We start from the raw sequence: 22,565 nt of genomic DNA, 5'->3' as shown, positions 1-22,565 counted from the left end.
GCACCCGCCTCCCGCCGTGTCCGATGCGACCGTTCTCCCTGGAGGGCCGCGATGACCGTGTCACCGCCCCGCGACGCCGGGCCGGTCTACCCGGCCGCTCCCCGCACCGGTCCGGTCGAGGTCCTCCACGGCCGGCCGGTGGCCGATCCGTACCGGTGGCTGGAGGACCCGGACGACCCCGCCACCGCGGTCTGGAGCGCCGCTCAGGACCGGCTCTACGCCGGGGAGCAGGCCCGCTGGCCCGGCCGGGAGGCGTTGCGCGGCCGGATGGCGGCGCTGCTCGCCGGGGGCGGCGCCTCGCCTCCGGTGGTGCGTGGCGGGCGGGAGTTCCATCTGCGCAGGGACCCCGGGCGGGAGTTCGCGGTGCTCGCCGTCCGCGAGGGCGGCCGGACCAGGGTGCTGCTCGACCCGCTGGACGCCGACCCGTCCGGTTCGACGGTGCTGGACGCCTGGGAGCCGTCGTGGGAGGGCGGTTCGGTGGCCGTGCAGCTGTCGTCGGGCGGTACGGAGCAGTCGGTGCTGCGGGTGCTCGACACGGTGACCGGGGCGGTGGTGGACGGGCCCGTGGACCGGGTCCGCCGCTCCCCCGTGGCCTGGCTGCCGGGCGGCCGGGCCTTCTACTACGTACGCCGGCTGCCGCCGGAGCGGACCGGGGGACGTCACCGCCGGGTGTACCTGCACCGGGTCGGCACCCCGGCGGACCTGGATACCGAGATCTTCGGCGCCGGGCGGTCCGAGACCCAGTACTACACCGTGGCCACCTCCCCCGACGGCCTGCTCCTGGTCGTCGGGGCCAGCGAGGGCACCGCGCCCCGCACCGATCTGTGGACGGCCGATCTGAGCGCGACCGGCCCGGACCGGCCGGTCCTGCGCCCCTTCCAGCGGGGGACCGACGCCCGCACCTCGGTCCGCGTCCGTTCCGGCGGCGGGCCGCTGCTCCTCAGGACGACGGCGGACGCGCCGCGCGGCAGGATCGCCGAGGCCCGCCCCGACGCCACGGGACCCGGCCGGTGGCGCACCCTGGTCGGCGAGGAACCGGGCACGGTGCTCGGGGACGTCGCGGTCCTGGACGGGCCGGCGCTGGAGCGGCCGCTGCTGGTGGTCGTACGGACCCGGCACGCGGTCGGTGAGATGACCCTGCACGATGCCCGGACCGGCACACGGACAGGGTCCGTTCCGCTGCCGGGGCGGGGCACGGTCACTCGCCTGACAATGCGTCAGGACGGCGGCCACGAGGTGTGGTTCACGTACACCGACCACATCACCCCCGCAACCGTCCTGCACTACGACGCGGTGACCGGACGCCTAGGTCCGTGGGCGGGCGGTCCGCCTGCCGCGCCGCCGGCCGAGGGGGTTCGGGTCAGCCAGGAGGTCGTCCTCTCCGGTGACGGCACCGAGGTGCGCATGTTCGTGATGTCCCCCGCCGGCGTTCCCGACCGGCCCCGCCCCGCCGTCCTCACCGGATACGGCGGCTTCGGCGCCTCGATGACGCCCGGCTTCACCCCGCAGGCGGTGCCCTGGGTGCGGGCGGGCGGCGTGTACGCGGTGGCCTGTGTGCGCGGGGGCGGCGAGGAGGGCGAGGAGTGGCACCAGGCCGGGCGCCGCGAGCACAAGCACCGCGTCTTCGAGGACTTCGACGCCGCCGCCGGCCACCTGCTCGCCGGGGGCTGGGCCGCACCGGGCCGGCTCGGGGTGCTCGGCAGCTCCAACGGCGGCCTGCTGGCGGGCGCCGCACTGACGCGCAGGCCGGAGCTGTACGGGGCGGTGGTGTGCGCGGCGCCGCTGCTGGACATGGTGCGCTACGAGCTGTCGGGGATGGGTGCGAGCTGGCGCGAGGAGTACGGGAGCGCCGGGGACCCCGCCGACTTCGCGCGGCTGCTGGCGTACTCCCCGTACCACCGGGTGCGCGAGGGCGTCCGCTACCCGGCCGTGCTGCTGGCCGTGTTCGACGGCGACAGCCGCGTCGACCCGGCGCACGCGCGGAAGATGTGCGCCGCGCTCCAGTGGGCCGGTTCGGGGGACGGGCCGGTGGTGCTGCGCACCGAGCGCGGTGTGGGGCACGGCACGCGCGGCGTCTCGCGCAGCGCCGGCCTGTACGCGGACGTCATGGCCTTCCTCGCCCACCACCTGGGCCTCGACCTGACGAAGGACGCCTCCGGATGAACGTACTGCTGTGCCCGCTGAGCGATCCCGGCTACCTCTACCCGGTCCTCGCGGCCGGCCGCGAGCTGCGCCGCCGCGGCCACACCGTCCAGGTCCTCGGCGGGCCGGACGCCGCGCCCGCCGTCACCGCCGCGGGACTTGAGCCGGCGGCCGTCGCCGGGCACGCCGCGCTGTCGGTGACCCACTGGACGGTCCGGGGCCCCGAGCAGTACGCCGCCGTGGCCGGGGCGGTCCGCGCGCTGCGCCCCGATGTGCTGGTCACCTCGGTGCTCAACCACGGCGCGCTGGTGGCCGCCGAGGCGGCCGGGCTGCCGGTGGTGGTCCTGGGGCTCGCGGCGCACCTGTGGCCCTACCGCACCGGCCCGGACGACGGCTGCGGCCGTGCCTGGCGGCTGGCCCGGACGCTGAAGCACTACACGGCGCTCCGGGAGGGCGCCGGGCTCGCCCCGCGCCGCGACCGCTTCCCGGACACCCCGCTCCTGGGCACCGCCTTCCTGCTGCGCGGCCACCCCGTCATGGAGGTCCCAGGCGCCGAACTGCCCCCGGCCGTACGCCATGTCGGCCCCTGCTGGTGGGAGCCGGCGCCCCCGGTGCCGGAGCCGCTGCCGGCCGCCGGGCCCATCGCGTACGTGCATCTGGGCCGCACCTTCGGCGGCAGCAGTCTCTGGCCGCGTCTGAACGCCGCGTTCGCCTCCGGCACGTACCGGGCCGTCGTCGAGCTGGGCCGGTCCGGTGCCCCCGAGGCCGCCCCCGGCGCCCGGCTGGCCATCGGGCGCCGCACCTGGATGGGGCCGCTCGTGGAGCGGGCCGACCTCGTGCTGACCAATGCCACGTCCGCCCCCGTGCTCGCGGCGCTCCTGCACGGCAAGCCGCTGCTCGTCGCCCCCAACGGGTCGGAGCAGCAGGTCCTCGCCGCCGCCTGTCTGCGCGCCGGAGTCGCCCGCAGGCTGCCGGAGGCCGGGGCGGACGCGGCCGAACTGCGCGGCGCCGTCGAGGACACGGGCCGCGATCCGGGGCTGTGCGCGCGGGTGCGGGAGGTCGGCGGTCTGCTGGCCGACGGCAAGAGCGAGGCGCGTGCCGCCGACGCCGTGGAGTCGGCGGCACGCTGACGCTCCCGGCTCAGCCCGCGTGCGGGGCCTGCGGCGGAAGACCGTCGAGCAGGACGTCGCGCAAGGCGGTCACCAGTTCCAGGCTTCGCGTCCGGACCGCCGTGGGTGTCTCCTCCTCGCGGCGCTCGGTGACGACGGCGAGGGCCGCCGCCGCCTGTCGGGCGAAGAGGGCGAGCAGGTCGAGTTCGGAGAGGCTGGAACGGGACTGCTCGACCGGGTCGAGGACTTCGAGCACGCCGAGCACCCGGTCGTGGTGGGCGAGCGGCGCGGCCATCAGCGCGTCCGGGACGTAGCCGGTCGACCGGGCGACATCGCGGGCGAACATGCCCTGCTGCTTCAGGTCGTCCGCGACCATCGGCTCGCCGGAGACGAGCACCCAGCCGGCGAGCCCCCGGCCGGCCGGGAACCGGGAGCCCACGAGGGCCTCCTCGCCCTCCCCGGCCACCGCCTGGAAGACCAGTTCGTCGGCGTCCCGGTCGTGCAGCAGGACGGAGCTGGCCGCGGCGCCGAAGATGGCGCGCGCGGTCTCGACGACGGACTGCAGCAGATCGCGTTCGGCGCTGCCCGCCCGTGTCGCGGGGCCCGCGCCGGTGGCGGGTACGAGGCCGTGGGACTGGCTCATGATTCACCTCGGGTTCCTGGATCGCCGATGCGTACGTTCGCGGCGGAGAGGTACAGCGCGTGTTTGATCTGGAACGGGGTCAGCTTGGGGCGGCTGCCGAGCAGCCGCGCGCACAGCCCGCTGATGAACGGGGTGGCGAAGCTGTTGCCCGTGGTGCGGATGGTCTTGCCGCCCGTCCAGGCCACCTGCACGTTCTGGCCGGGAGCGAAGAACTCGACGGGCGGTGCGGGGTTGTAGAGGAAGAGCCCGGGGTCGTCCTCGCGGTGCGTGCCGACCGAGATCACCGAGGAGAACCGCCAGGGGAAGCTCTCCACGGGCGTGTTGTGGGCCGATGCCACCAGCGTGGTGCCGGTGAAGAACGCCTGGTCGGCCAGGGAGCGCAGGGTCTCCAGGAATTGCGGGCGGGTCGTGGACAGGCTCAGGTTGACCACGTCGAAGCCCTGGTCGACCGCCCAGCGCAACCCGGTGAGCAGGGCGTCTCCGGTGCCGGTGAAGCCCTGGCCGAGCACGCGCACGCTGTACAGGGAGCATTCCGGGGCCACCCGCCGCACGATCCCGGCGCACGCCGTGCCGTGCCCGCATCCGTCGCCGGCTCCGTCGGGCAGCGGGCCGCTGTCGATGACCCGCGGGGTCCCGTCCGCGCCGGCCCTCACCTCGTACGAGCCGTCGACCGGGCCGACCCCGGGGTGCCCGCACTCCACCCCGGTGTCGACGACGCAGACGCGTACGCCTGCCCCGTCCGACCACTGCGAGGGGTCGGCCGAGAGGGCCGGCACCGTGTCGGCGAGCATCGCGAGGTCGTCGGGCGTGCGGTCGCGCAGGCTCCAGGTGAGCCCTTCCGCCGTTTTGGTGGTCATACGGTCCTGCCTTCCCGCCCGGCCGGGTCGGTGTCCCGGGCCGCGGCCGCGCTGTCGTCGGCGAACGCGGCCGCGCGGTCCGCGCCGAGCCGGTGTCCCTTGGCGGCGAAGTGCCGCAGCGCCGTACGCGCCTCCCGGGCCGCCTCGCCGGGCAGCGCCAGGGTGCGCAGGGTGTGCGCGAGGTCGAGGGCGGCCGTGCCGCGCACGACCGGTGAGTCGGTGTCACCCGCGGCGGCGGTCGCCCGCTGCGCGCAGGTGCGGGCGGCGGCCGGTTCCCCGGCGAGTGCCAGGGCGCGGGCCCGCAGCCCGAAGGCGTCGGCGGACTCCGCCGGGGGCAGCCCGGCCTCCAGCGGGTCGGGCAGGGCCAGCGCCTGGGCCGGCTCCCCGCGCTCCAGCAGCAGGCGGGCCCGTTCGCGGGCGATGCCGGGCAGCGCACCCGTGGCGCCGAGTTCCCGGCCGGCGCGGGCCGCCTCGTCCAGCAGGGCGAGTCTGCGCTCGGAGGTGCCCGTCAGCGCCTCGACCTCGGCGGCGAACAGCGGGACGAACAACGCGCTCTCCGCATAGCCGAGGCCGTGGGCGAGCCCCGCCGCCTCGGCCAGCAGGGCTCGGGCCTCGTCGGGGCGGCCGTGGAGGGCCAGGAGCACGGCCAGCGGGCAGGCCAGGGTGGCGCGCACCGTCGGCCGGCCGGCGCCGTGGGCGGCGAGGAGCTGTTCGCAGCGCTCGACGGCGCGGGCGACCGGGGTCGGGCCCCGCCACAGGGAGATCCCGAACGCGCCGAGTGCGAGGGCCCGTTCGGGTTCGGCGTCGGCGCGGTCCGCGTGGTCGAGTGCGCGGCTGAGCAGCGCCTCGGCCTGGGCGTGCCGGCCGCGCCGCTGGCGGTCCTGGGCCATCCGCACGCAGGCGCGGGCGATGCCCTGGTCGTCGCCCGCCGCCGTGAACGGGCCGAGCGCGGCCTCGGCGACGTCGGCGGCCGAACCGTGCCGGGGGTCGAGCGCGGTCAGCGCGAGCCGGGCGTGGGCGGCGCCCAGCGCGTCACCGGCCCGCTCGGCGGTGTCGAGCGCCCCGGCGAGGAGTTCCCGGCCGCGCACCGCGTCGCCGCGGGCCGCCTTCGTCTCGCCGAGGCGGCGGGCGGCCTCGGCGGCGACGGGTTCGCCGGGGGCGGCCAGGTCGAGGGCCTGGGTCAGCAGGTCGTCGGCCCAGGCCAGGTCGGAGCGGGCCAGGGCGGCCGCGCCGGCCCGGGTGAGCAGTCCGGCGGCGCGGGCCCGCAGTACGTCGGTGTCCTCGTCGTGCGTGCCGAGTTCGGTCAGGAGCCGGTGGGCGCGCGCCAGGTGGGTGCCGACGGCGGCGTCCCCCGCCTCCCGCCCGGTCAGGACCCTGGCGGCGTGCTCGTGCCGCCGGGCGCGCACCTTCTTGGCCATCCCCCGGTACGCGGTCTCCTGGACGAGGGCGCTGCCGAACCGGAGCACCGCGCTCGCGGCCCGGCTGCGGTCGCCGGTCTCGATGAGCCGCCGCCGCAGCAGTCCGCGCAGCAGGCCGGTGGCGGAGTCGGCGGTTCGCGCTTCCTCGGCGGCGGCCAGCCCGGTCAGGTCGGCGCGGCGGAACTCGCGGCCCAGGACGGCGGCGAGTTGCAGCAGGGTCCGCTCCTCGGGCGGCAGCGCGTCGATGCGGGCGCCGAGCAGGGCGTGCACGGTGAGCGGCAGGTCGTCGCACTCGGCGGCCACGGCCGTCAGGTGTTCCAGGTGGAGCGGGTTGCCCTCGGCGCGGTCGAGCGCGCTCTCCAGCACACCCTGGCGGTGGGCGGCGACCTCGACGAGTTCGCCGGCCAGGGCCGCGGCCTCCTGGCGCGTGAGCGGGGTGAGCATGAGGGAGGCGGAGCGCATCCGGCCGCTGCCCCACCCCGGATGGGTCTCCAGGAGTTCGGGGCGAGCGGCGCACACCAGGGCGACGGCGGAGCGGTCGAGTTCGTCCAGCAGCCGGTCCGCGAGGTCGAGCAGCGGCGCGGACGCCCAGTGGCAGTCGTCCAGGACGAGCACCACGGGCCGTTCCCGCGAGAGCGCGTCCAGCAGGCAGGCCAGGGCCATGAGCGTGTCGTCGGTGGAGGGGCTGGGGGTGCCGTCCGCGAGCAGTCCGCCGCGCAGGAGGCGCAGCGCCTGGTCCGCCTCGGTCCGCTCCGGGGCCGGCAGCCGGGCGAGCCCGGCGTCCTCCCCGACGGCCAAGAGCACCTGGCGCACCGCTTCGGCGAGCGGTGCGAGGGTCCCGGTCTCGCCGTACGGGCGGCATCTGCCTTCTCCGTACGCCGGGCGGTCCCGCAGCCATTCGCGCAGCAGCCGGGTCTTGCCGAGGCCCGCCTCGCCGTAGACGGTGACCAGGTGCGAGCGGGGGTCGGTGGCCAGTTTGCGGAGCAGCAGCCGGAGTTCGGCGAGTTCCTGTTCGCGGCCGATGAAGGGGGTGTCGAAGCGCCGGACCCGTTCCGGGTCGTCCTCGTGGAGTGCGACCAGGCGGTGGGCGGGTACGGGGGCAAGGACGCCCTTGAGGGAGAGCGCCCCGGCCGGTTCGGTGACCGCCGAGGGTCCGGCGGCGCGGAGGGTGGCGGGGCCGATGAGGATCTCGCCCGTGCCGGCGTGCTGTTCGAGGCGGGCGGCGATGTTGACGACTTCGCCGGAGACCAGTGCCTGTCGGGCTGCCGGGTCGGCGTTCACCACGACCTCGCCGGTGTTCACGCCGATGCGGACGGCGAGCCGTACTCCGTGCCCGCGGTCCAGGTCGGCGTTGAGCCCGTCGAGGCCGGTGACCATGGAGCGGGCGGCGGCCAGGGCCCGGTGGGCGTCGTCCTCGTGGCGGGCGGGGACGCCGAAGACCGCCATCACGGCGTCGCCGATGAACTTCTCCACCGTGCCGCCATGTTCCTCGATGCGGGTCCGCATCAGCGCGAAGTACCGCAGGGTCACGGTGCGCAGCGTCTCCGGGTCGAGCCGTCCGGACAGGGCCGTGGAGCCGACGAGGTCGCAGAAGACGACGGTGACCACCCGGCGTTCCTCGGCCGCGCCGGAACCGGCCGCCGGGACGCAGGCGGTCCCGCACCGGGGGCAGAAGGCTGCGCCGTCCGGCGGTGGTTCGGGGCAGTCGGGGCACTTCGTCCGTGTGGCGGTGGTCATCAGAACAGCGCTCCGCCGGCGATCTCGCTGTGCGCCTGTACCTCCGGCTCGGCCGCGTCCAGCCGCTCCTTGAGGCCCAGCAGCAGGGTCAGTTCCTCCGCGCTGAGGTCCCGGAGCACGTCCCGCTGCTCGGGCGAGAGGCTGTGCAGCGGGAACCCGGCGTCCTCCAGTGCGCGCAGGCGGTCGCGGTCGTCCGCAGGGTCAGTCATGGGTGCTCCCCGATGTGTGTGGTCCCGTGGCGATGCGGTCGAACAGCTCGGCGAGTGCGGTGACGGTGTGCAGCGCGCTGACGGCGATCAGGGAGCGCTGTTGCGGGCTCAGCGGCAGCCGGCCGATGAGCCGGTCCAGGTCCGCGCTGTGCCCGTCGTCGAGGTCCGCGTGCAGGCGTACGGTTTCGAAGGCGGCGGGCGGCAGCCCGGTCTCCCTCGCGAGCCGGGCGGCCAGGCCGGGGGCCGGTGCGTTGCCCTCCAGTACCGCGATGTAGCCGAGCAGGGCCACCGGGTGGCTGTGCTCGATCCAGTAGTACTGGGCCCCGACGAGGGAGGCGACCCGGGCGGGCGGGACGGCGGCGGTCAGTTCGCCGGGCGGCGCCCCGCAGACGGCGGCGTCCGTGAGCAGCCAGTCGTCGTGGCCCCGTTCCTCCTCGGCGTGCGCCCGCAGGTACCGGGCGAGCGGCGGTGCCACCGGGTCGTGCGGCCGCGCCTCGCAGTGCCCGGCGGCCCGTTCCATGAGGGGGACGGAGGCGCGGATCACCTGGTGCATGGTGTGCAGGTAGTGGCGGTAGCGGGCGGGGAGCCCGGGGCCGGAGCGCCACATGCGGGCGGCGGCCGATCGCAACACCGGCTGGACGAGGGAGAGTTCCAGCCGCAGCAGCGCGGCGGCCGGTGAGGTGGCGCCGGCGCTTCTCACGCGGGTGCCTCCTCGCCGTCCCGGCCGCCGAGCAGCACGAGCGGCGCGTACCGCCCGGTCCCGTACCGGCGCAGCAGCGTCTCGGCCCCCGCGTCGCGCTGGAGCCGGGCGCCGAGCACATCCATCGCGCCGGCGGCGGGGCTGGACCCGGCGGCCCGCGCCGCCCCCAGCGCTCCGGGCCGCCGCGCCAGGGCCCGGCAGTCCGCGCAGGACCCGGCGCCGGCGGTCCGCAGGGTGCGCAGCACGGGCGACTCCTGGCAGCGGCACCGTATGTCCGCCCAGTCGTCGACGGCGATGTGCCCGAGCCGCAGGTGCGGCGGCGCGGGGCGGACGTCCACCACGCGCTGGTTGCAGCAGGCGGTGACGGTCCCGTCGAAGGCCACGGTCGGCCAGGCCGCCATCGCGCACGGGGCGGGGCGCTGTCCGGCTCCGCCCGGCGGGCGCGCGGCCGCCCAGTGCGCGGCGCGTCCGGCCGGGCGTACGTGGTTGACGAGGACGGCCGCGCGGTCCCGGAACTCGGCCCGGATGGCGGCGGTGACGTCCGCGAGATAGGGGTCGTCGGGTGAAAGTCCCACGACATGGAAACTCGCGTCGATTCCTTTTTCCATGATGTGGTGCACCGCGCGGAATACCGCCGCGCGCGGCACCTCGCGTTCGTGGAATACGTCGATGCTGGCGGAGAAATGGTCGATGTGGCGCAGCGCGCGCATGATGCGGGCCGGTATCCGTCCGTCGGCCGCGAAGAACATGCCGCTGAGGACGGCCGTCCGGGTCCCGGCCCGCGCGGCGAGTCCGGCGAGCCCGTCCACGAGCCGGGGCCGCAGCAGGGGTTCACCGCCCGTGAGCATGAGGACCTGCGGGCGGTCGCCGGGGGTGAAGCCGCCGACGAACCGGCGCAGCGCGTCGGCGGGGGTGTCCTCGCCCCGGGGGCCGGACGAGGTGGAGCAGTGGGCGCAGCTCAGCGGGCAGCGTCTGGTGAGGGTGGCGAGCAGCCCGGCGGCGGGCACCGGACGCAGTTCGATGATCTCCGCCAGTCGCATCGCGTCACCTCCTCGGTCACCTGGGCATGCGGCGCCAGCGTGCGCGGCGCCGGTTCGGCAGTGGTTGGGGTCCGGTTCGGAGCCGGTACGGGAGCGGGGCCGTCCGCCCGTGCGGCCGGCCGGCCGTTTCACCCCGCTATGGGGCTTGTCCACCCTTCGTCCCGGCGGGTGTGTTGCTGCATGCACCTTGAGCCATCCTCAAGCCCATGGCCGCGCCCCCGGCTTGTGACCATGCTGTGAAGAACGGCGGGAATTCCATCGTATTCCCGCCGTATTCACGGCTCCTCGCGGATTCGCTCACCCCCCCGACCGCTCCCCGGAGGCTTTCGTGCACGCCATTGTTCTCTGCTCCCCGAACTCCGACGACACCGGCTGGGGAAGGGGTTGAGGAAAATATGACGGATACCTTTGCGGAAACCCGCCCCGGGGAGGCGGAGTCCGGGGCGGCGGGAGAACGCGCCGGCGCGCGTCTGCGGATCGACCTGCTCGGCCCGCTGCGCGCCACCCGTGACGGGCTTCCGCTGCCGCTCGGCCCGCTGAAGCAGCGTCTGGTCCTGGCGGTCCTGCTGACCCGGCCGAACGCGCCGGTCTCCCTGGAGGAACTGACCGACGCGGTCTGGCCGGACGACCCGCCGCGCACGGCCCGCAAGAACCTCCAGGTGTACGTGTCGACGCTGCGGCGGGTCCTGGACCCCGACGATCTGGGCCGGCTGCACCACGGTCCCGGCGGTTACGTCCTGCATCTGGGCGCCGACGAGTGCGACAGCCTGCGCTTCGAGGAACTGGCCCGCCGCGGTGACGCCGAGGTGCGTGCGGGCGCCCCGAGCCGCGCCGCCCGGTTCTACCGCCAGGCACTCGACCTGTGGCGGCATGAGCCCTTCAGCGATCTCGCGGGCCGCGCCGATGTGCTGCGCGCCGCCGTCGCACGCCGCCATGTGCGCCGGCTCGCGGTGTACGAGGCGTGGGCGGAGGCGCAGTTGGAGACGGGTGACGCGGCCGCGGTCGCCGACACCGTGGACGAGATGGTCGCCCGCCACCCGCTGCGGGAGCGGCTGCGCGCCGCCCAGATCACCGCGCTGCACCGGGTCGGCCGCCGCACGGAGGCGCTGGCCGCGTACGACGACTGCCGGCAGCAGCTCTCCCGCGAGCTGGGGCTGGAGCCCGGCACTGCGGTGCGGGGCGCCTACCGCGCCGTGCTCGCGGATGCCGCCCCGCCACGGCCGGGCGGCGGTGCCACCGGGCCCCGGCTGCTGCCGCCCGGCCTCGCCGACTTCACCGGGCGGGCGCGGGAGGCGGAGGCGGTCGCCGCGCGGCTGGGCGGCGAGGGCGGCCCGCCGGTACTGCTCACCGGACCGGCCGGCGTCGGCAAGACGGCTCTGGCGGTGCACGTGGCGCACCGCCTCGCCGCCCACTACCCGGACGGCGTGGTCGCCACCCGGCTCTGCGCCGAGGACGGTTCCGTACGCCCGTGGGCCTCGGTGCTGGCGGAGCTGGCCCGCGCCCTGGGCTGTACGGAGCGCCTGCCGGCCGGCCGGGAGGAGGCCGCGACCGCCTGGCGGTCCTGGCTGTCCGGGCGCCGGATCCTGCTGGTCCTGGACGACGCTCCGGACGCCGCCGCCCTCGGCCCGCTGCTGCCGCCCTCGGGTCCCACCGCCGCGCTGGTCACCTCCCGGAGCCGGTTGCCCGGTCTGGAGGCCGCGCACCGGACGGAACTCCCGCCGCTCTCCCCCGACGAGGCCCTGGGCCTGCTCGGCGGGATCATCGGCCGGACCCGGGTGGCCGCCGAACCGGCCGCCGCCGCACGTATCGTCGCCGCCACCGGGCTGCTTCCGTTCGCCCTGCGCGCGGCCGGCAACCGCCTCTGCGTGCTGCGCCACATGCCGCTCGGCCAGTACGCGGACCGGCTGGAGCACCCGGCGGAGGCCCTGGACGAGCTGGCGTCCGGCGGTGTCGGGGTCCGCACCCGGCTCGCGGGCACCTGGGCCCGGCTGCCCCTGCCCGCCCGCGACACCCTCGACGCCCTGGCGGCGCTGCCGGACCCGGCCTTCTCCCTCCCCACCGCGGCCCGCGCCCTGGGCATGGAGGGCCGGGCCGCGCAACGGGCCCTGGAGAACCTGATCGATGTCGGCGTCCTGCCCCCGCCGCCCTGCCCCGAGGTGACCGCGCACACCGAGGCGGCCGAGGAGTGTGTGCGGTACGAACTCCCCTGGCTGACCCTGCTGTTCGCCCGGGAGCAGGCGAGCGCGAGGGACACGCGGTGCTAGGGCCTGTCCGGCGGATCCTCGTGGATCAGCCCGCGGCGTCCGGTGCGTGCTATCTGCGTGCGCCCGAATCGCCCTCGTACTGGACGTACTTGGGTGATTCGGGCGTGCGGCGAGAGTGCGTGCCAGGCGTCGCGGGCCCGCGAAGATCCGCCGGACCGGCCCCGGGCCGTGTCCGGAAGATCCCGGGGCGGGATCCCTCCGGCGCGGCGCCGGGGGCGCCGCCGGGGCGCTCAGGCGGTTCCCGGGGCCGTGGCGGCCGGGCCGGAGGACTGCACGCGGGCGAGATATCCGGCCTGGAAGCGGCTGGCCGCGCCCAGTTGCTCCATGATCTCGGCTATGTGCTTGCGGCAGGTGCGCAGCGACATCCCCAGCCGCCGGGCCACCATCTCGTCCTTCATGCCCTCGGCCAGCAGGCGCACGATGGCCTGCTTCACCTCGTCGCGCGCCGAACTCTCCGTCCACGCCGGCTGGTAGGGCTCCGCGAGCGACCAGGCGTGGTCGAAGGTCGTGCACAGGTACGCCACCGTGGACGGGTCGTGGATGACGATGGCCGCGTCCAGGTCGTCCTGGTGCGGGATGAACACCGTCTCCCCGTCGAAGGCCACCATCCTGCCGAACAGTTCGCTCAGCGTCCGGATCTCGGCCCCCTCGGCGGTCATCCGCCGCGCGTACTCCTGGGTGGGCAGGTGGTAGCGGGCCGTGTGCTGGTACAGCGTGCGCATCCGCACTCCTCTGCGCAGCATGTCCCGGTCCCGAACGAAGGCCTGCTCCAGGAGAGCCGGGGAGCGGCCCCCGCCGGGGTGGCAGGTGCGCACTTCGCGGCGGCATCGCATGGTCGCCTCGGTGATCATGCCGACGACGGTCTTCAGGTCCGTGACCTCCGTCAGCGCCGGCCGCCCCTGCCATCTTCGCCGGCCCTCCGTGTAGAGCGGAGTCAGGAGCGCCAGCTCGCCGCGGAGCTGGTCGATCTCGGCGAGCTGCCGGCGCAGCCCCGCCTCCTTCGGTGCGATGAGCGCGGCGATGGCCGCGTCCGGGGCCACCGGCACCAGCCGGTCGGGGTCCTCGGGCACATGCCTCAGCAGCAGGAGGTCGGTCAGGGTCCGCACCGCCGATGCCGCGCAGTTCTCCGGCAGGCCCAGCATCGCGCCCACGGTGCGCACGTCGCACGAGCCCTGGTCGCTCACCCAGCGGAACACCCGGACGGCGTCCTCGGACAGCTGTGCCTTCGGCGCCGTCCCCGCCGTCTGCTCGCGCGGGCCCGTCGACCGGCCGTCACCCTCACCGATGCCGCCCACCCGACCCCCTCGTCAGCTTCCGATGGCTCCGCCCGGCCCGTACAGATGTCTATTGTTCAGATGCGCGGTGGATATTCCCAGACCCCCTGGAAGGAAACACCGTGGAACGGACCAAAGGGACACTCGCCCTGCTCCTCGGCCGCGCGGCCTTCCTTCTCGGCGGGCGGGCCCGTCGCCGCCGGCCCCCGCCCGGCGGCGACGGCAGTACGGCCCGCGACATCCTCAACCAGCCCCCGCGCCCACTGCGGGGCGACGACGGCCCTCCGGCGGTGCGCACCCCGCGCTGGTGAACGGCCGGCGGGCCACTGCCCGCTTCGGCTCAGCCCAACAGGTCCGGCGCGCGCAGCATCTCGGGCGGAATGCCCCAGGCGTCGACCAGGTCGACGGCGAGGGGCCTGACCTTGCGGCAGAGGTCGTTCACCTCGCGGCTGATCGCCTTGGAGCGCTGGACGGTCAGGCGGCCGTGTTCCATGAACCACGCGCGGTCCGCCTCGATCGTGGACAGGGCGAACAGGTCGCACAGCAGGCCCAGCGCCGTCCTGTTGCCGCCCTCGGGGAGTCCGCGCACCTTGTCGGTGAACGCCTCCAGCACCAGCCGCTCGACGTGCGCGCGGGCGAGTGCGATCACGTGGTCCTGCACCTGGGAGAAGACGGCGCCCGGGTCGCGCCGGTCGTCGATGCCGCGCTTGAGCCGGCGGGCGACACCGGCGAGCATGTGCTCCTCGCGGAAGCGGACCATCGCGAGCTGGTACTCCGGGTCGAGCAGACCGGCTTCGCGGTCCCACTCGTCGCCACCGGGCAGCAGGTCGCGTACCCGCTCGAACAGCTTGTGGGCCGACGTCTTCTCCAGCACCGTCTCGACGGCGAGCGAGGCGACATGACGGACCGTACCCAGCTGGTCCAGGTCCTCGAACTCGCTCGCGTAGTGGGTGAGCAGGCCCTTCGCCACGAGCTGGAGCAGGACGTGGTTGTCCCCCTCGAAGGTGGTGAAGATGTCGCTGTCGGCCTTGAGGGCGGCGAACCGGTTGACGCTGAGGTAGCCGGCCCCGCCGCACGCCTCGCGGCACTCCTGGACGACCCGGGTGGCGTGCCAGGTGGCGAGCGCCTTGGTGCCGGCGGCCCGTGACTCCAGCAGGCGCCGGGCGTGCGCGTCGTCCTCGGTGCCGGAGAAGACGTCGTGCAGCTGGGTGCGCACGACGTCCTGCGCGAAGTGCAGCGCGTACGTACGCGCGAGGAGGGGCAGCAGCCGGCGCTGGTGCAGTCCGTAGTCGAGGAGCAGTTGCTCGTCCGCGTCCGGGGCCGCGGCGAACTGCCGGCGCCGCACGGCGTACTTCGTGGCGATGGTCAGGGCCACCTTGGCGGCGCCGACCCCGGCCCCCGCGACACTGACGCGGCCCTGCACCAGCGTGCCGAGCATGGTGAAGAATCGCCGGCCGGGATTCTCGATCGGACTCTCGTAGGCGCCTTCGGGGGTGACGTCGGCGAACCGGTTGAGCAGCGCCTCACGCGGCACCCGCACACCGTCGAACCGGATGCGGCCGTTGTCCACCCCGTTGAGGCCCATCTTGCGGCCGTCGTCCTCGATCCGGACACCGGGCACCACCTCGCCCCCGTCCCGGACCGGCACGACGAACGCGTGCACCCCCTCGCCCTTCCCGCCCACCTCCAGCTGGGCGAAGACGACGGCCAGCTCCGCGTGGCGGGCCGCGTTGCCGATGTAGTCCTTGCCCGCCTCCTCACCCCGGGTGGTGATGACGAACTCCTGGGCGGCGGCGTCGTACGTCGCGACGGTGCCGAGCGCCTGCACGTTGGAGCCGTGCCCGGTCTCGGTCATCGCGAAGCAGCCCATCAGGCGGCCGGTGATCAGGTCCGGCAGATAGGCGTCGTGATGGCGCCGGGTCCCCAGGTGGAGGATGGCGCCGCCGAAGAGCCCGAACTGCACACCGACCTTCACCAGGACGGACAGGTCCCCGAAGGCCAGCGTCTCGAACGCGGCGATCGAGGCCCCGATGTCGCCGCCCCCGCCGTACTCGCCCGGGAAGCCCATCCCGGTCTGCCCGGTCGCGGCCATCTCGACCACGATGTCGCGCACCCGTTCGCGATACGCGTCGATGCCGAGCTCCTCGGCCTCCTCCAGGACGGAGGCGTACGCCGTCAGATTGGTCCGGACGAGGTCGCGGATCCCGGCGTACTCGCCGTCGAGCACCTCGGTCAGGGCCCGTACGTCGATCTCGGGCTGTACGTAACCGCTCTCGGCAGGGGATGCGTTGTCAGTGACCATGCCACTTCGCTACCCCGCACGAGGAAGGTCAAGCAGCCGGTGGTCCGGGCGGGTGAGGGCCGCCGGGCACCGCGCTTCACCAGGGCACGACGCCCGCGTCCTCGAAGAACCCCCCGGTCGGGCCGTCATCGGGCAGGGTCGCCAGCTCGATGGCGATCGCCGCGCCCTGTTCGGGGGTGCGCACCCCGCGGAAGCCGTTGAGGTCGGTCGCGACGAAGCCGGGGCAGCCCATGTTGATCAGGATGTTCGTGTCCCTCAGCTCCCGGGCGTACTGCACGGTGACCGCGTTCAGGAACGTCTTCGACGGCGCGTACGCGGCGGCCACCGGGCCCGTCGTCGTCTCGGTGGCGGTTCCCGACTGCCGGGTGAGTGAGCCGACGCTGCTGGACATGTTCACGATCCGGGGCGAGGCGGCGCGGCGCAGCAGGGGCAGCATCGCGTTGGTGACGCGGACGACTCCGATCACGTTGGTCTCCACGACGGTCCGGATGTTGGCGGGATCGATCCGGGTGGGCTCCTGCGGCAGCCGGCCGGTGATGCCGGCGTTGTTGACGAGCACGTCGAGGCGCCCGGCCCGTTCCTCGATGAGGTGGGCGGCGGCGGTCACGCTCGCGTCGTCCGTCACGTCCAGGGGTACGCCGAACGCGTCGGCCCCGGCCGCACGCAGCCGCTCCACCGCCGCCTCCCGGCGCCCGTCGTCCCGGGCGCCGACGCCGACGCTCCAGCCGAGGGCGCCCAGGCCCGCGGCGATCTCGTAGCCGATTCCCTTGTTCGCGCCGGTGACCAGCGCAGTCGTTCGTTCGCTCATGAGAACCATGCTGCCTCCGGACCGCGCCACGGGTCCAAGACCGATCCGATGGCCATCGATACCGGCAGGGTATCGATCCGGGGTAGCGTGGCCGCATGGAGACGCGGGAACTGCGGTACTTCGTGGCCGTCGCCGAGGAGTTGCACTTCGGGCGCGCGGCACAGCGGCTCGGGATCGCGCAGCCGCCCCTGTCGCGGGCCGTCCAGCAGCTCGAACGGCGGCTCGGCGCTGCGCTGCTGGACCGGACGAGCCGCACCGTCACGCTCACCGAGGCCGGTTCGGTGCTGCTGACCGAGGGCCGGGCGGCCCTCGACGCGATCGACGCCGCCGAGCGCCGGACTCGCCGTGCCGCCCCTTCCGCGACCGGCGGGGCCGGCCTGGTCCTGGTGACGAAGGCCAGCGCGTCCCGCGAGCTGCTGGCGAAACTGCTCGACGCGTACGCCGCCGAGGAGGGCGCGGTCCCCGTCGAAGTGATCCTGTGCGGTCCGGCCGAGCAGGAGCGGTTCCTGCGCGAGGGCCGGGCCGATGTGGCGCTCCTGCACCGGCCGTTCGACTCGACGGCCGGGTTCGACACCGAGGATCTCGGCACGGAGGGCCAGGTGGCGGTTCTGCCGGCCGGGCATCCGCTCACCGCCCGCGCCCAGGTGCGCCTGGCCGACATCACGGACCTGCCGGGCCTGCCGCTGCCGCGCTGGCCCGCCCCCGACGGCACGTACCCGCCCGGCCCCGGCCCACAGGTCCGCGACCACGCACAGCTGCTGCAACTCGTCGCGCTCGGCCGTGCCTGCGCGGTCTCACCGGGGTCGTGCCGGGCCCAGCTGCCCGACGACCTCGCCGCCGTGCCCGTGCTGGACGCCCCGGCGGTCACCACCGTCATCGCCTGGCCCCCGCACAGCCGGTCCAGGCCCGTCGCCGACCTCGTCCGGACCGCGACACGTCTCTAAGGGCTGTCCCGCAATTCCTGGCGGATCAGCGCGCGGCGTCAGATGCGGTGCATCGCAAGGCGGAGAGGCGCCCGCATACTGGATGTATTCGGGCGTTTCGACAACGCGGCGAGGTGCCGTAGCCGACGTCGTGCGCCCGCCAGGAATTGCGGGACAGCCCTTAGGGCCCGAGGCATGGCGCTGATCGGCACGCGCGGTTCCTGGCACCTGCCGCCGGCCGTCACGGCCGGGCTGTTCTCACGGGCCGTCCGACCGTCCGTGGGAAACCCGGAGCCGGGCGGACCGTACGCGGTCCGCCCGGCTCCTCGTGTTCACTGCGGGACGGTGGCCTCGAACCAGGTGGGTCCGTCGGTCAGCGCCTGCTTGATCCGCAGCAGCGAGAACTCGGCCAGCTCCGGCAGCGCGTCCACGTGGAACCAGCCGACGTCCAGCGACTCGTCGTCGTTGACCCGGGCCGTGCCGCCGGTGGCGCGGCAGCGGAAGGTGATGTCCAGGAACTGGCAGCGGTCCCCGTTCGCGTACTGAAGGGGCGGCAGTGCCTGGGTGAGGACGACCCGCTCCGCGACACAGTGCACGGCGGTCTCCTCGTGCACCTCGCGCTCCGCCGTCTGCGCGGGCTGCTCCCCGGGCTCCGAGATGCCGCCGATCACGGACCACTTGCCGGTGTCGGCGCGCCGCCCCAGCAGCACTCTTCCCTCGTCGTCGAAGACGACGGCGGTGACGCCGGGCAGCAGGAGCAGCTGCTGCCCGGCGGTGGCACGGATCTCGCGGATGAAGTCAGGAATTGCCATATACCGACCCTACGCGGCGCGCGGTCCGCTCAGCGCACGCGCCGGGCGCGCACCACCCGCGCCCCCGCCCAGCCGAGTCCGCCGAGCGCGAGGAGCACCAGCACGCCCTCGGGCAGCGGGCCCATCCGGGTCGCGGGGGTCAGCGAGGAGCGCAGCGGCACCTCCTCCACCAGGGCGTCCGGGGTGAACATCTTCGTCTTCCGCACGACCGTGCCGTCCGGGCGGATCACGGCACTGACCCCGCTGGTGACGGGGACGACGACGGACCGGCTGTGCTCGACCGCGCGCACCCGGGACATCGCCAGCTGCTGGTAGGTCATCTCGCTGCGGCCGAAGGTGGCGTTGTTGCTGGGGACGGCGATCAGCTGGGCGCCGTGCTCGACCGTGTCGCGTACGGCGTCGTCGAACGCGGCCTCGTAGCAGGTGACGAGCCCGGCGTAGGTGCCCGCCAGGTCGAAGACGCCCACCTTCTCGCCCGGTCCGAAGTCGCGCTGCACCCGGTCGACGTCCGAGCTGAACAGACGCACGAAGGAGCGCATCGGCATGTACTCGCCGAACGGCTGGATGTGCCGCTTGTCGTAGGTGTCGACCGGGCCCTTGTCCGGGTCCCACTGGATGAGGGTGTTGCGCAGGTTGCCCGTGTCGGGCTCGACGACCGCGCCGATCACGGTCGGCACCCCGATCGCCCTGACCGCGTCGTCGATGACGATCCGCGCGTCCGGGTTGCGGTAGGGGTCGAGGTCGGAGGAGTTCTCCGGCCACAGGACGAAGTCCGGCTGCGGGACCTTGCCGGCCTTCACGTCCCGGGCGAGCTGCTCCGTGCGGTTGGCGTGGTTGTCGAGCACGGCGCGGCGCTGGGAATTGAAGTCGAGGCCGAGCCGGGGCACGTTGCCCTGGATCGCGGCGACGGTGGCCGTGCCGTCCTCGGCCGCGTCGTCGACCAGCGGCAGCGCCGCGAAGGCACCGGCCAGCGGTACGAGGACGGTCGCGGCCGCCGCGGCGACGGCGAGGCGGGGCAGCTCCCCGGTGGCCCGGTGGCGGGCGAAGCGGCGTACCGCCTCGAACAGGCCGAAGCCGCAGAGCACCACGGCGAAGGAGAGCAGCGGGGTGCCGCCGAGCGCGGCGAGCGGCAGAAACACGCTGTCCGCCTGCCCGAAGGCGATCTTCCCCCAGGGGAAGCCGCCGAACGGCACCCGGGCGCGGACCGCCTCGTCCAGCGTCCAGACCGCGGCCGCCCACAGCGGGCCGCCGGGAAGCCGGGAGACGGCGGAGATCCCGAGGCAGCCGACCGCGATGAACAGCGCCTCGGCCGCGGCGAGCGCCAGCCACGGCACCGGGCCGACCTCCTCGCCGGTCCAGTGCAGCAGCGGCAGCATGAATCCGAGCCCGGCGAGCAGCCCGAGCCCGAACGCGGCGCGTGCCCCGCGCTCGAACAGGACCCAGCCGAGCAGCGCGAAGCCGGGCAGAACCAGCCACCACAGCGGCCGGGGCGGGAAGCTCGCGTAGAGCATCAGCCCGGAGAGCACGGCGGCCCCGGGCCGCACGAGGCGTGACAGCAGGCGGCCTGTTCGGGGGGCGGCGGCGGGCTTCTGCGGTTCGCCGACCTGGGCGATGGTGGTGCTCACCCGGCGGAGTCTACGGTGACGGACGGGCCACGGGGCAGTCCCGTCCCTATGGCGGAATCCCTACTACCGGATCGCGTCTCCGCATCTTCCGCCCATATGCCCGCCGTGGCCGTTAGCCTGTGCGCCAGTCCCCCGCCGACGGTCCGGTTCCGGCCCTCGCGTACGGGACGGTCACAGGCCGGGGGACGGACGTGATGACTGAATCAGCGGGGCGGGGGCCCGAGGGCGGCACCGCTTCCGATGCCGTCGGGGCCCTGATCCTCGCCACCTGCGCGATCTGGTCGCTGATCAGCGCGGCGGGGCGCGAGACCAGGCCCGAGGGGGTGCTGCTCGCCCTGCTCGCGGTCGCGGCGGGCTTCGCCTGCGGGCGCATCTGCGGCACGCTGCTGCCGGTGGCGACCGCGGCGGGCGCGGCGCTGGCCGCTCTGCTCATGGCGCTCGCCTGGCGGCACGGCATGCCGGGTGCGACGGCCACCGCGGACATCGCGCCGGGACAGACCGGGGCCGCCGCCGCGCTGCTGGTCCTCGCCACGGGGGCCGCCTGCTGCGCGGCCGCCGCCTCCCGGCGCGGTCCGCTGCGCGCCGCTCTGCGGCTGCTGGCTCTGGGGACGGCGGGTGCCGCGCTCGGGCTGGGTTCGGTGGCCGGATTCGCGGCGGGGCTCGGCGTGCTCCTGTGCTCGCTGGCCGCCGCCAGGACGCGGCGCCGGCTGCTCGGTCTCACCGGTCTGGCGCTGGCCACCGGGCTGATCGTCGCGACCTCGTGGGCCGTGGCCGAGGGGGCGCTGCCCGACGGCCTCACGGTTTCCCTGGAGGGCCAGCTCACCCGCAACCGGGTCGATCTCTGGCAGGACGCCGCACGGCTGGCCGGGCAGCACCCCGCGCTGGGCATCGGGCCGGGCCGCTTCGCCGAGCTGAGTCCGACCGCGCAGCAGAGCCTCGGTTCGGACGGGAAGCCGCACTCGGCCCCGTGGCAGCAGGCCGCCGAGCAGGGCGTGGTGGGGGTGGTGCTGCTGGGTGCCGCGTTCGGCTGGCTGCTGTACGTACTGTGGCGCTCGCCGCGCACCACGTCGGTGGCCCTGACGGCGGGCGCCGCGCTCACGGCTCTGGCCGCGCTGGCGAGCGTGGGCAACGCCCTGAGCTTCACGCCGGTCACGGCGGGGGCGGGGCTGCTGGCGGGGCTGGCGTCGGCCAGGCGGCCGATCGGGGCGGGCGAGCCGTGCGGCCCGGAAGCGGACCCCGGGCCGGAGGTCAGGCCCCGGCCGGGAAACCCGAGGACGGCAGGTGCAGGCGGTCGCGGATGAAGCGGACGCCCGCCTCGGCGTCGTCCACCGTGATGGTGAACGTGCGGCCGTCACCGAGCCGCAGCACCAGCCCCTCGCCCCGGCGCACGACCACCGCGGTGCCCTTCTCGGGCCGCCAGCGGTAGCCCCAGCCGCCCCACTGCCGGGGGGTCACCTGGGGCGCGAAGTCGGCGGCCACCACATGGGTGAGCAGGATGCGGCGGCGGGGCAGCCCCATGTGGCCGCAGCGCACCTCCAGCGCGTCGCCGTCGATGCGGACGTCGACGTTCACGAAGGCGAGGGTGCCGAAGAGCATGAGCAGTCCCGCGGCCACGCAGCCGATCACCGACATCAGCAGCGGGGCGATGCCGGAGGTCCAGGTGGAGCTGACGGCGAGCTGGATGCCCAGGGCCAGGCAGGCGGCGCCCAGGGCCGCGAGAACCCACTGAGTGCGGTTGGTGGCCCGGCCGACCCAGACCGCGGAGTGGGTTCCGGTTCCGGCGTGCTTCGGTTCTCCGGCGTGCTCCCTCATGCCGAGCAGCGTACTGAAGAATGTGCGCGCGGGAAGGGGTCCGAAAGTCCCGGCCGGGTCGCCGGAGGTCAGCGGACGGAGCCGACAGCGGCCAGCCCGCGCCCTTCGGAGTAGGTCAGGGCGGTCTGCGGCAGCTCGGCGACACGTCCGCTGAGGAGTACCGCGATGGCGGTGGAGGGTTCGGCCGACGGAGCGGGTTCGGCCCCGATCCGGCGCAGTGCCTGGGCGGCGACGGCCCCGGCGGAGCCGTGCAGGGCGACCGGGGGGCGGCCGGGCCCGCGGACGGCGTCGCGGATGCGTTCGGCGACCAGCTCGTAGTGGGTGCAGCCCAGGACGACGGCCCGCACGTCGGGCGGGGTGAGCGCGGCGGCGGCGGCGAGTGCCTTGTCGATCCCGGCCTCGTCGGCGTGCTCCACGGCGTCGGCCAGGCCCGGACAGGGCACCTCGGTGACGGCGGCGGACCCGGCGAAGTCGCGGATCAGCCGGCGCTGGTACGGGCTTCCGGTGGTCGCCGGGGTGGCCCAGATGGCGACGGAGCCGCCGCCCGCCGCGGCCGGTTTGATCGCGGGGACGGTGCCGATGACCGGCAGCCCGGGTTCCAGTTCGGCGCGCAGCGTCGCCAGCGCGTGCACGGAGGCGGTGTTGCAGGCGACGATCAGCGCGTCGGGCCGGTGGGCGGCGGCGGACCTGGCCACGGCGAGCGCGTGGGCCGTCACGTCCTCGGGTGTGCGGGGCCCCCAGGGCATGCCGTCCGGGTCGGACGAGAGCACCAGATCGGCGTCCGGACGCAGCCGGCGTACTGCGGCGGCGGCGGCGAGCAGGCCGATTCCGGAGTCCATGAGCGCGATCTTCACCCGGTCACCATAGTCGACCGCCCTTGCGGTCCCCGC

General features: G+C 75.1%; 19 protein-coding genes. 6 read left to right on the top strand and 13 right to left on the bottom strand.

Going from position 1 to position 22,565, the window contains the following annotated elements; all coding sequences use genetic code 11:
* Positions 1 to 51: 51 nt before the first annotated feature.
* The gene (locus tag B082_RS0106250; protein WP_018550951.1) at positions 52 to 2,163 is read left to right on the top strand and encodes a prolyl oligopeptidase family serine peptidase; all 2,112 of its coding nucleotides are present in this window, start codon (positions 52 to 54) and stop codon (positions 2,161 to 2,163) included.
* A complete protein-coding gene (locus tag B082_RS35720; RefSeq protein WP_018550950.1) occupies positions 2,160 to 3,272 on the top strand; it encodes a glycosyltransferase in 1,113 nt (370 codons plus the stop codon). Before B082_RS0106250 ends, B082_RS35720 begins: the two co-directional genes overlap by 4 nt.
* A gap of 10 nt (positions 3,273 to 3,282) precedes the next feature.
* Here B082_RS35720 and B082_RS0106240 read toward each other — a convergent pair whose 3' ends face one another.
* From B082_RS0106240 to B082_RS0106215, 6 genes are read right to left on the bottom strand one after another with little or no spacing between them, the layout of a single operon-like run.
* Complete coding sequence (locus B082_RS0106240; RefSeq protein ID WP_018550949.1) at positions 3,283 to 3,894, bottom strand: GAF domain-containing protein; 612 nt, start codon at positions 3,892 to 3,894, stop codon at positions 3,283 to 3,285.
* On the bottom strand, positions 3,891 to 4,751 hold the full coding sequence (locus tag B082_RS0106235; protein ID WP_018550948.1) for a S8 family peptidase: 861 nt from the start codon (positions 4,749 to 4,751) through the stop codon (positions 3,891 to 3,893). The genes B082_RS0106240 and B082_RS0106235 overlap by 4 nt, the downstream gene beginning before the upstream one ends.
* A complete protein-coding gene (locus B082_RS0106230) occupies positions 4,748 to 7,906 on the bottom strand; it encodes an AAA family ATPase (protein ID WP_018550947.1) in 3,159 nt (1,052 codons plus the stop codon). The genes B082_RS0106235 and B082_RS0106230 overlap by 4 nt, the downstream gene beginning before the upstream one ends.
* Positions 7,906 to 8,115 (bottom strand): aroma-sacti cluster domain-containing protein, encoded by a 210-nt coding sequence (locus tag B082_RS0106225; RefSeq protein ID WP_018550946.1) that lies wholly within the window; start codon positions 8,113 to 8,115, stop codon positions 7,906 to 7,908. Before B082_RS0106225 ends, B082_RS0106230 begins: the two co-directional genes overlap by 1 nt.
* Positions 8,108 to 8,815, bottom strand: a complete 708-nt coding sequence (locus tag B082_RS35715) for an iron-containing redox enzyme family protein (protein ID WP_018550945.1) — start codon at positions 8,813 to 8,815, stop codon at positions 8,108 to 8,110. Before B082_RS35715 ends, B082_RS0106225 begins: the two co-directional genes overlap by 8 nt.
* A complete protein-coding gene (locus tag B082_RS0106215) occupies positions 8,812 to 9,855 on the bottom strand; it encodes a radical SAM/SPASM domain-containing protein (RefSeq protein WP_018550944.1) in 1,044 nt (347 codons plus the stop codon). Before B082_RS0106215 ends, B082_RS35715 begins: the two co-directional genes overlap by 4 nt.
* 395 nt (positions 9,856 to 10,250) lie before the next feature.
* Between B082_RS0106215 and B082_RS0106210 the strand changes: the two genes are divergently transcribed.
* Positions 10,251 to 12,119, top strand: a complete 1,869-nt coding sequence (locus B082_RS0106210; RefSeq protein WP_018550943.1) for an AfsR/SARP family transcriptional regulator — start codon at positions 10,251 to 10,253, stop codon at positions 12,117 to 12,119.
* 230 nt (positions 12,120 to 12,349) lie between these two features.
* Here B082_RS0106210 and B082_RS35710 read toward each other — a convergent pair whose 3' ends face one another.
* Positions 12,350 to 13,414 (bottom strand): LuxR C-terminal-related transcriptional regulator, encoded by a 1,065-nt coding sequence (locus tag B082_RS35710; protein ID WP_018550942.1) that lies wholly within the window; start codon positions 13,412 to 13,414, stop codon positions 12,350 to 12,352.
* Positions 13,415 to 13,515: 101 nt separating this feature from the next.
* On the opposite strand from B082_RS35710, the gene B082_RS0106200 reads away from it, so the two are divergent.
* Positions 13,516 to 13,704, top strand: coding sequence for a hypothetical protein (locus tag B082_RS0106200; RefSeq protein ID WP_018550941.1), 189 nt, complete (start codon positions 13,516 to 13,518; stop codon positions 13,702 to 13,704).
* A gap of 29 nt (positions 13,705 to 13,733) precedes the next feature.
* Here B082_RS0106200 and B082_RS0106195 read toward each other — a convergent pair whose 3' ends face one another.
* Together B082_RS0106195 and B082_RS0106190 are read right to left on the bottom strand one after the other, a co-directional pair.
* The gene (locus B082_RS0106195; protein ID WP_018550940.1) at positions 13,734 to 15,695 is read right to left on the bottom strand and encodes an acyl-CoA dehydrogenase; all 1,962 of its coding nucleotides are present in this window, start codon (positions 15,693 to 15,695) and stop codon (positions 13,734 to 13,736) included.
* A gap of 76 nt (positions 15,696 to 15,771) precedes the next feature.
* A complete protein-coding gene (locus tag B082_RS0106190; protein ID WP_026249483.1) occupies positions 15,772 to 16,503 on the bottom strand; it encodes an SDR family oxidoreductase in 732 nt (243 codons plus the stop codon).
* A 95-nt stretch (positions 16,504 to 16,598) separates the two neighbouring features.
* Here B082_RS0106190 and B082_RS0106185 point away from each other — a divergent pair, with 95 nt between their 5' ends.
* A complete protein-coding gene (locus B082_RS0106185) occupies positions 16,599 to 17,447 on the top strand; it encodes a LysR family transcriptional regulator (RefSeq protein ID WP_018550938.1) in 849 nt (282 codons plus the stop codon).
* A 311-nt stretch (positions 17,448 to 17,758) separates the two neighbouring features.
* Here B082_RS0106185 and B082_RS0106180 read toward each other — a convergent pair whose 3' ends face one another.
* Together B082_RS0106180 and lnt are read right to left on the bottom strand one after the other, a co-directional pair.
* Positions 17,759 to 18,238, bottom strand: coding sequence for an NUDIX hydrolase (locus B082_RS0106180; RefSeq protein ID WP_018550937.1), 480 nt, complete (start codon positions 18,236 to 18,238; stop codon positions 17,759 to 17,761).
* Positions 18,239 to 18,267: 29 nt separating this feature from the next.
* Positions 18,268 to 19,863 carry an apolipoprotein N-acyltransferase gene (gene lnt / locus B082_RS0106175; protein WP_018550936.1) on the bottom strand — a complete coding sequence of 532 codons (1,596 nt, stop codon included), beginning with the start codon at positions 19,861 to 19,863 and terminating at the stop codon, positions 18,268 to 18,270.
* Between the two features lie 194 nt (positions 19,864 to 20,057).
* Here lnt and B082_RS0106170 point away from each other — a divergent pair, with 194 nt between their 5' ends.
* Positions 20,058 to 21,164 (top strand): O-antigen ligase family protein, encoded by a 1,107-nt coding sequence (locus B082_RS0106170; protein ID WP_018550935.1) that lies wholly within the window; start codon positions 20,058 to 20,060, stop codon positions 21,162 to 21,164.
* Here the strand turns inward: B082_RS0106170 and B082_RS0106165 are convergent.
* Positions 21,112 to 21,675, bottom strand: coding sequence for a hypothetical protein (locus B082_RS0106165; RefSeq protein WP_018550934.1), 564 nt, complete (start codon positions 21,673 to 21,675; stop codon positions 21,112 to 21,114). The two genes, B082_RS0106170 and B082_RS0106165, sit on opposite strands and share 53 nt — an antisense overlap.
* Positions 21,676 to 21,743: 68 nt before the next feature.
* Positions 21,744 to 22,529 (bottom strand): glutamate racemase, encoded by a 786-nt coding sequence (locus B082_RS0106160; protein ID WP_018550933.1) that lies wholly within the window; start codon positions 22,527 to 22,529, stop codon positions 21,744 to 21,746.
* Between the last annotated feature and the right edge of the window lie 36 nt (positions 22,530 to 22,565).

The sequence above is a fragment of the Streptomyces sp. ATexAB-D23 genome, from assembly GCF_000373645.1.
Taxonomy (GTDB): domain Bacteria; phylum Actinomycetota; class Actinomycetes; order Streptomycetales; family Streptomycetaceae; genus Streptomyces; species Streptomyces castrisilvae.
Note: the sequence above shows the minus strand (reverse complement) of the source record. Positions and strands in the feature narration are given on the sequence as shown.